Genomic DNA, 12,194 nt, shown 5'->3' with positions numbered 1-12,194 from the left:
ACCTCCCACTCGCTACACTCACTCCCATGACTTCCACCGACTCCTACGGCATTCCCCCCTATGAATTCCGGCAGACGCTCGGGCGCTTTGCGAGCGGCGTGACGATCATCACCGCGACGGATGGAGAGGCGCGGCGGGGCATGACCGCCAATGCCTTCGTGTCGGTCAGCCTGACGCCGCCGCTGATCCTGGTGAGTGTGGACAACCGCGCCCACATGCATGGCCTGCTCTCGGGGGACGGGGTCACGCGCTTTGGCGTGAGCGTCCTGAGCAGCACGCAGCGCCACCTGAGTGACCACTTCGCCGGTCGCCCCGGCCCCGAGGACGCCGTGCCCTGGTTCGACCACGAGGGCCTGCCCCTGATCGGCGGCGGCGTCGCGCAACTGGTGTGCCGCAAGGAGCAGGTTATTCCCGCCGGGGACCATACCCTCTACCTGGGCTTCGTCGAATACGCCCGCTACACGGACGACGACCCCCTGCTGTACTTCCGGGGGCAGTATCACGAGCTGGGATAGGTGTGCCGTTCGCCTCTCCCGCTGACCAAGCATCCCAAACCGCGTACCATCCCTCCCGTGCCCCCCTTCCTCCTGCAACTGCTGATCGCGCTCGCGCTGGCGGGCCTCACGTTTCTGGTGTCGTATCCGCTGGCGCTGGGGGACGGGCGCCGTGTGGACGTGCTGGACGCCTTCTTGCTGGTGTTCGCGCTGGTGAACCTGCGCCTGGGCTGGTCGGCGGCGAACGGCGCCAGCGGGGGCCGCGCGCCCGCCTGGTTCGTGGTGCTGGGGCTGGGGACGGCGGCGCTGATCACCTACGCGATGATTCACGCGCTGACGCCCCGCTGAGGGGGCAGGCCCACGGTGCGCCGCCTCGCGCGCGCTTATGCTGCCCCCATGACCGGCCCCGCTTCCGCCCCCAAGCTGGATGAACGCATTCCCGTCGTGGTGATCGGCGGTTTTCTGGGGGCGGGCAAGACCACGCTGGTCAACCACCTGATCCGCTCGCTGCCGCGGCGCCTGGGCGTGATCGTGAACGAGTTCGGGCAGACCGGCGTGGACGGCGGCCTGATCGAGCGCCTTCAGGAGGACGTGACCGAACTCACGGCGGGCTGCCTGTGCTGCACGGGCCGGGACGACCTGCTGCGCGCGCTGGTCACCATCGCCTTACGGGAGCACAAGCCCGACGCCGTGCTGGTCGAACTCAGCGGTGTGGCCGACCCCACCCCGGTCCTGACCACGCTGCTCGACCGCTCGGTGCGTGCCGCCTTCCGCCTGACCACGCTGGTCGCGGTGGTGGATGCCCGGCACGTCCTCCAGACCCTGCAAGACCATCCCGAGGCCGCGCGGCAACTCGCCTACGCGAACGTCGTCGTGCTGAACAAGACCGATCTGGCCGACCCGGCCCGTCTGGACCACGCCGAGGATGTGCTGCGCGGGATGAACCCCCTGGCGCGGATCGTGCGGGTGGAGCGCGGGCAGGTGGACGCGGCGGCCCTCCTCGCCCGCGACGACTTCGACCCTCGGGTGCTGGAGGACGCGCAACCCGTGCGGCACACACCCGGCCTGAAGACCTTCACCCTGCGCGCCGACCGGCCCCTCGACCCGTACCGCTGGCAACGTTTCATGACCGACTTCATCCTCACGCGCCCCGCCGAGGTGCTGCGGGTGAAGGGGTTCCTGAGCCTGTACGGCTACCCGCAGCGCGTCCTGTTCCAGGCCGTGCGCGACCTCTTCACCGCCGATGCCTGGGACGAGGCCGACGGCAGGGCCGAACTGGTGTTTATCGGGCGCGGGTTGGAGAGGGCGGAATACGCGGCGGCGTTCGAGGCGTGTGTGACGGAGGCGGCCCCCGCCTGAGCGCCTGCCGTATCCTCCCCCCATGACCCCTCCTGAACCGGCATTGCATCCCGATCTCTTCCTGCCCACCCCCGAAGACCTGGAATTCCTGACGCCGGAAGAACTCGCCGCCCGCCTGCACGGCCTTCAGGGCACGCTGGGCGAGCGCCTGGGCATCCAGCTTCTCACCGCGACCCGTGAGCGCGTGAGCGCCCGGATGCCGGTCGAGGGCAACCGCCAGCCCGCCGGACGCCTGCATGGCGGCGCCAGTCTGGCCCTGGCCGAGGAACTCGCCAGCATAGGCACCTGGCTGAATCTGGACGTGCGGCGGCAGGTGGGCGTCGGCGTGGATGTCAGCGGCACGCACGTGCGCGGCGTGACGGGCGGCTTCGTCACCGCCGAAGCGGTTCTGGCCTACCGGGGTCGCAGCGTGATGGTGTGGACGGTCGAGATTCGCGACGAGCGGGGCCGGACGACGACGCTCGCGCGCTGTACCTGCAACGTGCTGACGCACGCCCAGGGCTGAGGGCAGAAGGCAGAGGAGGGCGGCTTCAGCCCTCGGCCCCCAGGTACGGCCCGGCCGCCTCGAAGCCGTCGAGTGCCCCCGGTGCGAGGGTCCAGTCGCCTTCCCCGCGCTGGGCCTGCCCGGTCTGAGCCATGCGGTTGAGTTCGGCCTCGACGCGCTGGCCCACGCGGCGCAGCGGCATTCCGGCGGCGTCCTCCACGCCGCGCCAGGTCAGGAAGGCGCGGTGAAAGTCGGGCAGCGCGTCGAGGCCCACGCGGGTTTCCAGTTCTCGCCACGACAGGGGGGGGGTCATGCCCTCCGTTCTATCCTCCCGCTGCCCCACGTACAATAGCCCCCATGACTGGCCCCTCCTCTCCGGACCTGCCCCCGGACCTCGCCCGGCAACTGGAGGCGCTGGGCGGGCAACTGGTGTGGCGCGTCGGCAAGGACGAACTGAGTGACGACGTGATCGTGCGGCTGGGGTATGCGTCGGCCACGCCCCGCTTCGCGCACCTGCCCCGGCTCCGCAGCGCCTCGGACGCCGAGTTGCAGGCGGCCCTGGCCGAGAACCGTGTGGTGATCGAGTGGGTGGACTGATCCCGGCGTGCTGATCGAGGCGCAGCAATCCTTTACCCTGGCGCACCCCGGCGGAAGGGCCGCCGCCCTCGCGTTCGTCCGTGACGCGGGCAAGGCGCTGGCGCGGGTGCGCTTCCTGCGCGGCCTGAGCGGCGACACGCGCGGGGTCAGCGGGGAACTGATCGTGCCCGTCCCCGTGCTGGGGGAGGTGGACCTGCCCTTCCACAGCCTCCTGACGTTGACGCCGGACGGCGCGACCCTCACGCCGCAGCCCGTGGACGGTGAGCGGGCCTGGGTGGAGGTCGCCGGGCAGGCCGAGGCGGACGGCGCCGGGACGGTCACCTTTCTCTTTCACTTCCGCGCCCACCTGTACACTCCCCAGGCCGAGGGCTGGGGCGGCGCGGCCTTCGAGAAGATGGTGCGCGCGGCGGCGGCGCGCACGCTGGAGCGGGTGGCGGCGGAACTGCCTGCGGGGATTGCGGCGGCGATGGAGGCGGATGCGGAGAGGGCCGGGCCGTAGGGCCGCCTTCAACCCCGTGTTACCCTTCCCCATGCCCGCCCTGCTCGACCTTTCTCCCGACCATCCGCACGTCATTGACCTGATGAACGCCCAGCAGCGCGAGTTGCGGGCCCTCTACCAGGACACCGACGAGCGCACCGAACCCTTCGACCCGGCGGTCCTCTCCGGCGGGGGCGGCGCCCTGCTGGCGGTGGAGGAAGGCGGGGCGCTGCTGGCCTGTGGCGCCCTGAAACGGATCGGGCCGGACACGGCGGAGGTCAAACGCATGTATACCCTGCCGGAAGCGCGGGGCCGGGGCCTGGGACGCCAGATCCTGACCGGCCTGATCGAGCGGGGGCGGGCGCTGGGGTTCCGGCGGCTGGTGCTGGAAACGGGAGAATTGCAGGCGGAAGCGATCCATCTGTACGAGTCGGCGGGGTTCCGGCGCATCCCGAACTACGGGTACTACGTGGGCGTGGAGGGCAGCCTGTGCTACGAGTTGCCCCTGGAGTCGCCGGGCCGGGCCGCCCGGTGATCCCGCATCGTCACCCTTTGTCCTTTCGCCGGGCCGGGCCGATGGAGTACGCTGCCCCGGTACCGCCCTCACGGGAAGGCGGGCCGTGCGGGGACCGCAGCGACATCCCTCTCCAGGTGGTTCTGTGAGACGCCCCCCCGCGCGTAGAGGAGCGAACATGCGGAAGTTTTACACGTCGGAGTCGGTATCGGAAGGCCACCCGGACAAGCTGGCGGATTTCATCTCGGACTCGCTGCTCGACGAGTTTCTGCGGCAGGAGCCGGGCAGCCGCGTGGCGGTCGAGACGTTGCTGACCACCGGCATGGCGGTCGTGGCGGGCGAGGTGACGGCGCATAACGCGCGGGTGGACGTGCAGAAGACGGTGCGCGACGCCGTGATGAAGGTGGGCTATACCCGCGCCAACTACGGCTTTGACGCCGAGTACAGCGCGGTGCTGGTGTCCATTCACGAGCAGAGTCCGGAGATCGCGGGCGGCGTGAACTTCTCCGAGGAATGGCGCGAGATGTCGGAAGAGGAGCGCACGCGGCCCGAGAACGCCTTCAGCCGCATCGGGGCGGGCGACCAGGGCCTGATGTTCGGCTACGCGACCGACGAGACGCCGGAACTGATGCCCCTGCCCATCTCGCTGGCGCACGGGCTCACGCGCCGCCTGGCCGAACTCCGCAAGAACGGCACGCTCCCCTACCTGCGCCCCGACGCCAAGGCTCAGGTCACAGTTGTCCGTGACGGCGAGCCGCACGAGGCCACCCAGACGTTCGTGGACACGGTCGTGATCAGCACCCAGCACGGCGACGACGTGAGCCAGCAGCAGATTCGCGCGGACATGCTCGAACACGTGATCCCCGCCGTGATCCCGGCGGAGCTGCTGACCCCCGACACCAAATACTTCATCAACCCCAGCGGCAAATTCGTGATTGGTGGCCCCCACGGCGACACCGGCCTGACCGGGCGCAAGATCATCGTGGATACCTACGGCGGGGCCGTTCCGCACGGCGGCGGCGCGTTCAGCGGCAAGGACCCGACCAAGGTGGACCGCTCGGCCGCCTACTACGCCCGCTACATCGCCAAGAACATCGTCGCGGCGGGCCTGGCACGGCGGGCACTGGTGGAGGTCGCCTACGCCATCGGGCGGGCGCACCCCGTTAGCCTGCGCGTGGACACCTACGGCACCGGCACCGTCAGCGACGAGAAACTGGCCGAACTGGTGCGCGACCACTTCGACGCGCGGCCCCAGGCGATCATCGCCCAGCTTGACCTCCGGCGCCCCATCTACGCGCAGACCGCCGCGTACGGACACTTCGGCCGCCCCGAATTCCCCTGGGAACAGACCGACAAGGTGGGGGCACTGCGTGTGGCCGCCGAGGGCTTGAAACAGGAAGTCTGAGATCAGGAAGAGGCCGGGGCCGTGTTGCCCCGGCCTCTTCCTCTTCAGGGCAGCCGCGGCACCTCCACGCTGCCGACCTTGCCCGCCGCGTCAAAGGTCACGCTGGCGGGAAAGGGAATGTTGCGGTATTCCCAGACGGACTTTTTCAGCAGCTCGTCCCGCGTGCCGAAGGTGGCGCTGGGAAAGCCGAACAGCCAGGCATACTGCCAGCGCGTCAGCCCACGGGGGTCGGCGGGGGGTTCCGCCGGGACAGCCGCACTCGGCGGGGTCAGGCTGAAGACCCGTTCCACGGCCCAGGTGTCGGGCAGGAAGGCGGGGAAGCTCACGCCGCACGCCGCTGTGTCCGTCATGCCCGCCCCGTTCAGGAGCTGTTCGTGCAATTGCTCGGCGGCTGCGCCCGTCGCGGAGAAGCTGCCGTTAGGGCCAAGGGCGCGGCTGTCCAGCAGGAATACCAGCGGCGTGAGGGCAATGCTGTCCGCGCCGTGCCCCACCTCGTCCCCGAAGCCACCGCTCGCGTTCAGCACCAGCGGACGCGCCAGCCGCAGGACACGCCGCACCTTCAGCGGCTCGCGCAGCGGGGCCTCGACCCCCTGAGACATCTCCGGCGCGGGCTGACACACTCCCCCCAGCCCGCCGTAGGCCCACACCGGCTTGCCCTCATACCGCCCCTTGAGTGCGGGGAGGGCTGGGTCATCCACCAGCGGCGCCAGGTCCGAAAAGCCCGCTTGCGGGTCGCCCTCGCGCACGACTTCCCCCAGGCCGTCCGTGAAGAAGACCGCCCGACCCGCCTCCAGCCGCCGGAGGGTCAGCACCCGGCCCGTCAGCGCGGGATAGGGCAGCCCCTGACCGGCCCGCCGGTACACCGCGTCGCCGCCCAGCCGCAGGAATTCCTGCCCGGCGGCGAGCGGGGACGGGGCGGGCACCGCCGGATTGACGGCCAGCGGGAAGGCGATCCGCAGCCCGGTCGTGGCCGGTGATCTCCGTGCTGGGGCCTCCGCCAGCAGGTTCACCACGGCGGGCACGGTCAGGCTCGTCTTGAGGTTGACCGGCACGAACTGTTCACGCCCGAACCGCACGGGCAGGCCGGGTGTCAGGGTGGCCTGAGGGCCAGAGACGGGCCGCGCCGACCACACCACGCCGAGGGGGACTTGCAGCGGCTGCCGCTCCCATCCGCCCGAAGGTGGCGACAGTTCAGGCTGGTCCCAGGTGAACACCAGAGGCTCGCGGACGCTGGAACCCACATCCAGAAAGCCCCGCTCCCAGGGAAAACCCGCTGCCTGCGCCGCGCCGAGCAGGATCAAGCCCGCCAGAGCCAGAAGTCGCATACCTGACCTTAGGGGCAGGGGGCCAGGCAGTCATCCCCCCAAAGAGTGAGGGGGGGGGAGTTGCCCTGACCTTCGGCTTTCAGCCCTCCCCCGAGGGGCTTTTCAAGCCTACCTCTCTTTCCGCGTACTGTTCCGCGAACTTGCGCCGCAGCGCCGCCGCGCTCGCCCGGGGCACCATCTCGCTGATGTTGCCGCCGTAGCTGGCGATTTCCTTGACCATCGTGCTGCTGACAAAGCTCCAGCGGGTCGCGGCCATGATGAACACCGTCTCGACCTCCCCGATCTGGCGGTTGAGGTGCGCGATCTGGAGTTCGTATTCGTAGTCGGAGACGGCGCGCAGGCCACGGATGATAATGCCCTTTTGCTGCTGGCGCATGTAGTCCACCAGCAGGCCGCTGAAGCTGTCCACGCTGACGCTGGGCAGGTGCCCGGTCGCCTCCCGCAGGATCTCCAGCCGCTCCTCCAGGCTGAAGAGGTGGTGGCCCTGCTTGCGGGCGTTGTGCATCACAGTCACGGTGACGTGGTCGAAGATGCGCGAGGCGCGCGTCAGCACGTCCATATGACCGCTGGTGACGGGATCGAAGGAGCCGGGAAAGACGGCGTTCATGCGGGTCCGATGTTATCCCGGACATAGAGGGTGAGGGTGTTGCTGCCGTAGACCCGTTCCTCGCGCTCATAGCCGGGCACGTCGGGCAGGTGGAGGCGGTCGGGATGCTGGCAGACCAGCAGGCCGCCGGGCACGACCACGCTGGAGGCCAGGAGTCGGCCAGCCAGGCGCGGGATGTCCTGCACGTAGGGCGGGTCGCTGAACACCACGTCGAACTCGCCCAGGCGCGGCAGCAGGCTCAGGGCGTCGCCGCGCAGGAGGCGGACGGGCAGGCCCAGCGCGCGGCTGTTCTCCTCCAGCGTGCGGGCGGCCCCCGCGTCCTTTTCCACCAGGGTCACCTCGTAGCCCCGGCTGGCGGCCTCCAGGCCCACCGCGCCGCTGCCGCCGTGCAGGTCGAGGAAGGTCCCGGAAGGCGCGCGGGACGCCAGCAGGTCAAAGAGGCTCTTGCGGATACGGGCACCGCTGGGCCGGGCACTGCCGGGCACTTTCAGGGCGCGGCCCTTCGCGCTGCCGCCCAGGATTCGGACGCTCACGGGGGCAGGGTAACGCAGGAACTACATCCCCATCATCCCCATCTTCACGGCAGTGCAGGCGACCCCCGGATCGGCGGGCGTGCCCTGGGCATCGCTGGCCGTGTGGATGTTGAAGTAGGTGGCGTTCATCACGTCGGCGCGTGGGGCGCTGCCCATCAGCGTCAGCCTCCCGCCAGCGTCGGTCATGCCGACGATCTTGCTGCTCATGATCGCCGGGCCGCCGCTGCTGCACGGGTCGGCGCTGGCGGTCCCCTGGTTGTGGTAGTGCGCCACGTAGTACTGGTTGGGCTTCAGCCCCATGACCTGCGCCTGGGTCATCACCGTGTCGCCGGAAACTCTGCCCGTGACCGTCCCGCTGGGGTTCAGGTCCCCGGCGGCGGGCTGCTTGCCCAGGGTGTACGGGCTGCCGGGCAACATCATGGTGCAGGAAGCGAGGGCGAGGGGCAGGGCAAGCGCGAGGAACCTCTTCATGGTGAACCTCCCCAGGTCGAGCTGAAATGTGAGCAATGGCAGTGTGTACACAGCCATAGGCGGCACAGTGTCGGATACCGTGCAATCTGGATGAATCGTGAAGGCCGCACAATCGCCCACGCTGGCCTTGCCGGATGTATGGAACACTCAAGCATGCCCTTCACTGCGGCCATCACGGCGGGCGGCCAGTCCCGGCGCTTCGGGAGCGACAAGGCGGCGGCGCGGCTGGAGGGGCAGACCCTGCTGGAACACGTCGCCGCGAGCCTGACGGGCTGCCCCCTGCGCCTCCTGATCGCGCCGCCCGGAAGGTACGCGCTGCCCGGCTGGCAGGGCGTGCCCGACACCCGCCCCAGTGAGGGACCACTTGCCGCGCTGGAAGCCGCCCTGCAAGCGGCACAGGCGGAGGTCGGACCCGGCTGGCTGGCCTTTGCCGGGGTGGACATGCCGCGCCTGACCCCCCAGTACTGGGAAACGCTGGCACGGGCGCGCACGCCGGATGCCCTGGCTGTGCTCGCCCTGGACGCAGAGGGTCGCCCCCAGCCCCTCGCCGCGCTGTACCACACCGACCTGCTGCCGCATGTCACGGCCCTGCTGGACGCGGGGGAGCGCCGCCTGCGCGCTGCCGCCCGCCCTGAATCCACTGTGACTGTCCCGCCCCACGTCCTTGAGGCCGTCAGCCCGGACGCCCTGCGGAACGTGAACACCCCCGCCGACCTCGCGGCCCTCGGGAAAGAAGAGCAATAAAAAAAGCCGCCTTGCCAGGCGGTGATGTCAACAACTCTAGCGTGGTATGCAGGCGAAGTCAAATCTTGCAGCCCCATATCCGGCGGGCGGCCTGCTACCTGTACCGCGCCTTGTGTTCTTTCTTCAAGCGCGCGTACTCCTCGTTGGCCTCCGCCTCGTCCCACTTCGCCTTGAAGAGGCGGGCGGCCTCGGCCTTGACGGGGTCCTCGGGGGTGCGGGGCAGTTCGGGGCGGCCATGCGCGCCGCTCTGGCCTTTCTTGTCCTCGGGAACTGGCCCGGCGTATTTCCGGCCGCCCCGGTGGTCGGCATAACGTCGGGCGCGGGTAAAGCCCATCTGGAGGAACTTGCGGGCCATATCCGCCCCCACGAAGTCCCCGGCCCGCAGGTAGGCCAGGAACATCGCGTAGATGGCCTCGCTGCTCTGCCGCGCCGCCTCGGGGGTGGCAAAACGCCAGTGCGGCAGCAACTCGCCCTTGTACGGTTGCACCAGCAGCACGCCCTGCTCGCCCACGCCCACCCGGTACAGTTCGGGGTGGGCGCGCAGGTCGAGCCGGGCGTAGTCGAGGGAATAGTCGAATTTGGGCATGGGGCGTCTCTGGCAGAGAGCAAGAGCAAAGAGCAGAGGGCTTGGCGACCCTCTGCCCCTGACCTCCCCGGCGTCAGTTCATCCGGTCGTCGTCCATCATCGCGTTCAGCATCCAGCGAATCTTGTCGATGGTCTGGGCGTAGCCGTTGTACATGTCGGCGGTGGCGGGGTCGTTGGCCTCGTCGACGGTCTGCGAGTCGTCGCGGTAGCCCTTGCCCACGCGGGTGAGGTCGGCCACCAGATCGGCCACCTGGGTCCGGGCGTCACGCACCGTCTCGGTGGGCACCTGCACCACGCTGAAGCGTTCGATATCGGCGGGCGCGGCGATGGGGCTGCCGCCCAGGGCCACCAGCCGCTCGGCCTGCTCGTCAATGCTGGGGAAGATTTCCGCGATGAACTCGTCGTAGGCCAGGTGCAGGTCGCGGAAGAAGCGGCCCCGGATATCCCAGTGGTACTTCTTGAACTTCAGGTACAGGCTGATGGTGGTGGCGAGGTTGCGTTGCAGCGTCTCGCTGACGGTGCCGAACTCCTCCTCGGTCAGGTAGCCGTGATCCACCAACTCGTTGTTGACCGTGTCGAGGTGCGCGGCGTCCGCCTTGGCCTCGCCCTGGGCGGGCACGCCCGGAGCCGCCTCCTGGGCCGCCTGGTCCTGCGGGGCCTGATCGGCCACCGCCGCCTTGCCCGTTCCACTCGTCTTGGAGGCCGCCTTGCTCTTTTTCGTCATGCGCCTACGCTACGCCGCGCCCCGGGACGCACCTATACCGCGTTTCTTCACGGTTGGCCGGAGCGTGGGCAGCGCCGGGTGCCCGGGGTGGGTATGCTGGGCCTCACATGCCCGAGACGCCGGAGACGGATAAACTGTCCGACCTGCTGGATGAGCTGCGTATTCTGCTCCAGGGCGCGCAGGTCCTCACGAGCTTCCTGATCATCCTGCCTTTTAACCGGACCTTTGGGGAACTGGAACCTTCCGAACGCTGGGTGTACGCCGCGACCTTCCTCTGCTCGCTGAGCGGCCTGGTGCTGCTCAGCGCCCCGGCCCTGCACCACTACCTGCGCCGCCCGATGCGGCACCCACAGCAGTTCAAGGAGACAACCACCCGCCTGGTGTGGGCGGGGGCGGTCTTCATGTCCCTGACCCTGGTGCTGGCGACCCGGCTGGTGGCGGCGCAGGTCATGCCCGGGATGTTCACCTGGATCGTTCCCGGCGTGATGGCCCTGCTGCTGCTGGGGGTGTGGTGGGCGATGCCCCTCTGGCACGAACGCCGTACCTACGGGGGGCGCAGGTCCTGAGAGGTATGAAGCCTGAGGACCGCTTCGGGGAGGTGAGACACGGCCCGGTCAGGTTTCGCTCCGCTGCTGCGTGTCCTCCCAGGTTTCCCCGGTCGTGCTCCCCTCCGAGTTGCCGATGATGCCGTCACTCATTCCGCCCAGGTTGCCGCCCGTCTTGCCCCCGCTGCTGCTCGGCGTCTTTCCCATGATGCCCGTTGCCACGCCGGTCGTGGTGGGCTCGGTGGCGCTGTCCTCCGTGCGCTCGGTCGTCCGCTGATCCTGATCTTCCTGTCTGCCCGTCATGGTGGCTCCTTTCTGAACACCTCAGCTTAGGGAGGGCCGGGACCGGACGGGATCAGGCTGGATGAAGAAGCCTTGCCAGAGGAGAGGGCAGGCGCCCGGGGCGGAGAGCGTCAGCCGTCCGAACCCGCGCCGAAGATCAGGCGGTTGTCCTCCACCGCCAGCCTCACCGTGCCCGCCTCCAGCAGTTCGGTCAGGTGGGCACTCACCACCGCGCGGTTCAGCACCACCGCCCCGGCGTTCGTCATCTGCACGCCCAGCAAGCCGCATACGCGGGCGAGCAGCTCGTCCACGCTGGCCGGGCCTGCCCGCACCGCTTCCAGCACCGCCCGGGTCGTGCGGTCATAGGCGGCGAGGTTGGCCTCGACCAGCGCGGCGAGGTCTTCTGCCGGGTCGCCGTGGCCAGGCAGCACCACGCGCACGCCCTCCAGCGTCCCTAGAAGCGCGGCGGCTTCCTTCTGTTGCCGGGAATCGGCGCAGAAGGTCAGCGGGTGTTTGGCCAGGGCGTCCGGGCCGAAGAGGGTATCGGCGGCGTACAGCACGTCTCCCATCCGGACGGCGTACATCTGGGCCGCGTGGCCGGAAACGTCCAGCAGCTCCACCTCCACGCCGCCGAGCTGTGCCCGGCCCGCTCCCGGCAGGGGCCGCGCGGGGCTCGGCGGCGCGAGCAGGAACTTGGTCTGGAGGTCGCGGGGAGGCCGCGCCCCGAACAGCGACAGCGGTTCGAGGACCGGGTGGTTGATGATCGCGGCTTCCAGCGGCGGCGCAAACACGTCCAGTTCCGGAAAGCGTTTCAGGAGAAAAGCGTTCCCGCCGTGATGGTCCGCGTGGCTGTGGGTGTTCAGGATGGCCGTGGGTGTCAGCTTCGCCGCCTCCAGCGCCCGCAGCAGCTTGCGCGCCTGAGCGTCGTCCAGTCCGGTATCGACCAGCAGCGCCCCGCCCCGGCCATCTTCCACCACCACGCTGTTCACGGCGGCAGGCAGGAAATGGACACCCGGCGCGAGGGTCACGAGTTCAGGAGCCATGAG

19 protein-coding genes are annotated in these 12,194 nt (G+C 69.5%); 10 read left to right on the top strand and 9 right to left on the bottom strand.

Annotated elements, in window-relative coordinates:
* Positions 1 to 26: 26 nt before the first annotated feature.
* Genes E5F05_RS19090 through E5F05_RS19075 form a run of 4 tightly spaced genes read left to right on the top strand, consistent with a single transcriptional unit; the run spans position 27 to position 2,358 of the window.
* Positions 27 to 515 (top strand): flavin reductase family protein, encoded by a 489-nt coding sequence (locus E5F05_RS19090; protein ID WP_129120222.1) that lies wholly within the window; start codon positions 27 to 29, stop codon positions 513 to 515.
* A 57-nt stretch (positions 516 to 572) separates the two neighbouring features.
* Positions 573 to 842, top strand: a complete 270-nt coding sequence (locus E5F05_RS19085) for a hypothetical protein (protein WP_129120221.1) — start codon at positions 573 to 575, stop codon at positions 840 to 842.
* 48 nt (positions 843 to 890) lie between these two features.
* Complete coding sequence (locus tag E5F05_RS19080) at positions 891 to 1,853, top strand: CobW family GTP-binding protein (protein WP_129120220.1); 963 nt, start codon at positions 891 to 893, stop codon at positions 1,851 to 1,853.
* 22 nt (positions 1,854 to 1,875) lie between these two features.
* On the top strand, positions 1,876 to 2,358 hold the full coding sequence (locus E5F05_RS19075) for a PaaI family thioesterase (protein ID WP_129120219.1): 483 nt from the start codon (positions 1,876 to 1,878) through the stop codon (positions 2,356 to 2,358).
* Positions 2,359 to 2,383: 25 nt separating this feature from the next.
* On the opposite strand, the gene E5F05_RS19070 is transcribed toward E5F05_RS19075, so the two are convergent.
* Entirely contained in the window at positions 2,384 to 2,650 is a 267-nt protein-coding gene (locus E5F05_RS19070) for a hypothetical protein (RefSeq protein ID WP_129120218.1), read from the bottom strand.
* Between the two features lie 44 nt (positions 2,651 to 2,694).
* On the opposite strand from E5F05_RS19070, the gene E5F05_RS19065 reads away from it, so the two are divergent.
* The 4 genes from E5F05_RS19065 (at position 2,695) to metK (ending at position 5,331) form a co-directional block, all read left to right on the top strand.
* The gene (locus E5F05_RS19065; RefSeq protein ID WP_129120217.1) at positions 2,695 to 2,934 is read left to right on the top strand and encodes a DUF3248 domain-containing protein; all 240 of its coding nucleotides are present in this window, start codon (positions 2,695 to 2,697) and stop codon (positions 2,932 to 2,934) included.
* 7 nt (positions 2,935 to 2,941) lie between these two features.
* Positions 2,942 to 3,433: a DUF3809 domain-containing protein gene (locus E5F05_RS19060; protein ID WP_129120216.1), complete on the top strand. Its 492-nt coding sequence runs from the start codon at positions 2,942 to 2,944 to the stop codon at positions 3,431 to 3,433.
* Positions 3,434 to 3,464: 31 nt separating this feature from the next.
* A complete protein-coding gene (locus E5F05_RS19055) occupies positions 3,465 to 3,947 on the top strand; it encodes a GNAT family N-acetyltransferase (protein ID WP_129120215.1) in 483 nt (160 codons plus the stop codon).
* Positions 3,948 to 4,104: 157 nt separating this feature from the next.
* Positions 4,105 to 5,331: a methionine adenosyltransferase gene (gene metK, locus E5F05_RS19050; RefSeq protein WP_129120214.1), complete on the top strand. Its 1,227-nt coding sequence runs from the start codon at positions 4,105 to 4,107 to the stop codon at positions 5,329 to 5,331.
* A gap of 44 nt (positions 5,332 to 5,375) precedes the next feature.
* On the opposite strand, the gene E5F05_RS19045 is transcribed toward metK, so the two are convergent.
* The 4 genes from E5F05_RS19045 to E5F05_RS19030 all read right to left on the bottom strand — a co-directional run bounded on the left by E5F05_RS19045 (position 5,376) and on the right by E5F05_RS19030 (position 8,267).
* Entirely contained in the window at positions 5,376 to 6,656 is a 1,281-nt protein-coding gene (locus E5F05_RS19045; protein WP_241687238.1) for a hypothetical protein, read from the bottom strand.
* A 79-nt stretch (positions 6,657 to 6,735) separates the two neighbouring features.
* Positions 6,736 to 7,263: a pantetheine-phosphate adenylyltransferase gene (gene coaD, locus E5F05_RS19040; protein ID WP_129120213.1), complete on the bottom strand. Its 528-nt coding sequence runs from the start codon at positions 7,261 to 7,263 to the stop codon at positions 6,736 to 6,738.
* A complete protein-coding gene (locus E5F05_RS19035) occupies positions 7,260 to 7,796 on the bottom strand; it encodes an RsmD family RNA methyltransferase (protein ID WP_129120212.1) in 537 nt (178 codons plus the stop codon). The genes coaD and E5F05_RS19035 overlap by 4 nt, the downstream gene beginning before the upstream one ends.
* 21 nt (positions 7,797 to 7,817) lie before the next feature.
* Positions 7,818 to 8,267, bottom strand: a complete 450-nt coding sequence (locus E5F05_RS19030) for a superoxide dismutase (protein WP_129120211.1) — start codon at positions 8,265 to 8,267, stop codon at positions 7,818 to 7,820.
* Between the two features lie 153 nt (positions 8,268 to 8,420).
* Between E5F05_RS19030 and mobA the strand changes: the two genes are divergently transcribed.
* Positions 8,421 to 9,011: a molybdenum cofactor guanylyltransferase gene (gene mobA, locus E5F05_RS19025; RefSeq protein ID WP_129120210.1), complete on the top strand. Its 591-nt coding sequence runs from the start codon at positions 8,421 to 8,423 to the stop codon at positions 9,009 to 9,011.
* 94 nt (positions 9,012 to 9,105) lie between these two features.
* Here mobA and E5F05_RS19020 read toward each other — a convergent pair whose 3' ends face one another.
* Both E5F05_RS19020 and E5F05_RS19015 read right to left on the bottom strand, forming a co-directional pair.
* Positions 9,106 to 9,597 (bottom strand): DUF4385 domain-containing protein, encoded by a 492-nt coding sequence (locus tag E5F05_RS19020; protein WP_129120209.1) that lies wholly within the window; start codon positions 9,595 to 9,597, stop codon positions 9,106 to 9,108.
* Positions 9,598 to 9,670: 73 nt separating this feature from the next.
* A complete protein-coding gene (locus tag E5F05_RS19015) occupies positions 9,671 to 10,321 on the bottom strand; it encodes a Dps family protein (protein ID WP_129120208.1) in 651 nt (216 codons plus the stop codon).
* Positions 10,322 to 10,428: 107 nt separating this feature from the next.
* Between E5F05_RS19015 and E5F05_RS19010 the strand changes: the two genes are divergently transcribed.
* Positions 10,429 to 10,887, top strand: a complete 459-nt coding sequence (locus tag E5F05_RS19010) for a DUF6328 family protein (RefSeq protein WP_129120207.1) — start codon at positions 10,429 to 10,431, stop codon at positions 10,885 to 10,887.
* A 48-nt stretch (positions 10,888 to 10,935) separates the two neighbouring features.
* Here the strand turns inward: E5F05_RS19010 and E5F05_RS19005 are convergent, their stop codons facing one another.
* Positions 10,936 to 11,169 (bottom strand): hypothetical protein, encoded by a 234-nt coding sequence (locus E5F05_RS19005; protein ID WP_129120206.1) that lies wholly within the window; start codon positions 11,167 to 11,169, stop codon positions 10,936 to 10,938.
* Between the two features lie 110 nt (positions 11,170 to 11,279).
* Positions 11,280 to 12,191: an MBL fold metallo-hydrolase gene (locus E5F05_RS19000; protein WP_129120205.1), complete on the bottom strand. Its 912-nt coding sequence runs from the start codon at positions 12,189 to 12,191 to the stop codon at positions 11,280 to 11,282.
* Between the last annotated feature and the right edge of the window lie 3 nt (positions 12,192 to 12,194).

This window comes from Deinococcus metallilatus (genome assembly GCF_004758605.1).
Classification (GTDB): Bacteria; Deinococcota; Deinococci; order Deinococcales; family Deinococcaceae; genus Deinococcus; species Deinococcus metallilatus.
This window is presented reverse-complemented; position numbering and strand designations above follow the sequence as displayed.

Excerpts from the sequence above, each read along its gene's own strand:
- E5F05_RS19090 (WP_129120222.1), top strand. The coding sequence starts at position 27 with ATGACTTCCACCGACTCCTACGGCATTCCCCCCTATGAATTCCGGCAG.
- E5F05_RS19080 (WP_129120220.1), top strand. The coding sequence starts at position 891 with ATGACCGGCCCCGCTTCCGCCCCCAAGCTGGATGAACGCATTCCCGTC.
- E5F05_RS19075 (WP_129120219.1), top strand. The coding sequence starts at position 1,876 with ATGACCCCTCCTGAACCGGCATTGCATCCCGATCTCTTCCTGCCCACC.
- E5F05_RS19070 (WP_129120218.1), bottom strand. The coding sequence starts at position 2,650 with ATGACCCCCCCCCTGTCGTGGCGAGAACTGGAAACCCGCGTGGGCCTC.
- E5F05_RS19065 (WP_129120217.1), top strand. The coding sequence starts at position 2,695 with ATGACTGGCCCCTCCTCTCCGGACCTGCCCCCGGACCTCGCCCGGCAA.
- E5F05_RS19055 (WP_129120215.1), top strand. The coding sequence starts at position 3,465 with ATGCCCGCCCTGCTCGACCTTTCTCCCGACCATCCGCACGTCATTGAC.
- metK (WP_129120214.1), top strand. The coding sequence starts at position 4,105 with ATGCGGAAGTTTTACACGTCGGAGTCGGTATCGGAAGGCCACCCGGAC.
- E5F05_RS19045 (WP_241687238.1), bottom strand. The coding sequence starts at position 6,656 with ATGCGACTTCTGGCTCTGGCGGGCTTGATCCTGCTCGGCGCGGCGCAG.
- coaD (WP_129120213.1), bottom strand. The coding sequence starts at position 7,263 with ATGAACGCCGTCTTTCCCGGCTCCTTCGATCCCGTCACCAGCGGTCAT.
- E5F05_RS19030 (WP_129120211.1), bottom strand. The coding sequence starts at position 8,267 with ATGAAGAGGTTCCTCGCGCTTGCCCTGCCCCTCGCCCTCGCTTCCTGC.
- mobA (WP_129120210.1), top strand. The coding sequence starts at position 8,421 with ATGCCCTTCACTGCGGCCATCACGGCGGGCGGCCAGTCCCGGCGCTTC.
- E5F05_RS19020 (WP_129120209.1), bottom strand. The coding sequence starts at position 9,597 with ATGCCCAAATTCGACTATTCCCTCGACTACGCCCGGCTCGACCTGCGC.
- E5F05_RS19015 (WP_129120208.1), bottom strand. The coding sequence starts at position 10,321 with ATGACGAAAAAGAGCAAGGCGGCCTCCAAGACGAGTGGAACGGGCAAG.
- E5F05_RS19010 (WP_129120207.1), top strand. The coding sequence starts at position 10,429 with ATGCCCGAGACGCCGGAGACGGATAAACTGTCCGACCTGCTGGATGAG.
- E5F05_RS19005 (WP_129120206.1), bottom strand. The coding sequence starts at position 11,169 with ATGACGGGCAGACAGGAAGATCAGGATCAGCGGACGACCGAGCGCACG.
- E5F05_RS19000 (WP_129120205.1), bottom strand. The coding sequence starts at position 12,191 with ATGGCTCCTGAACTCGTGACCCTCGCGCCGGGTGTCCATTTCCTGCCT.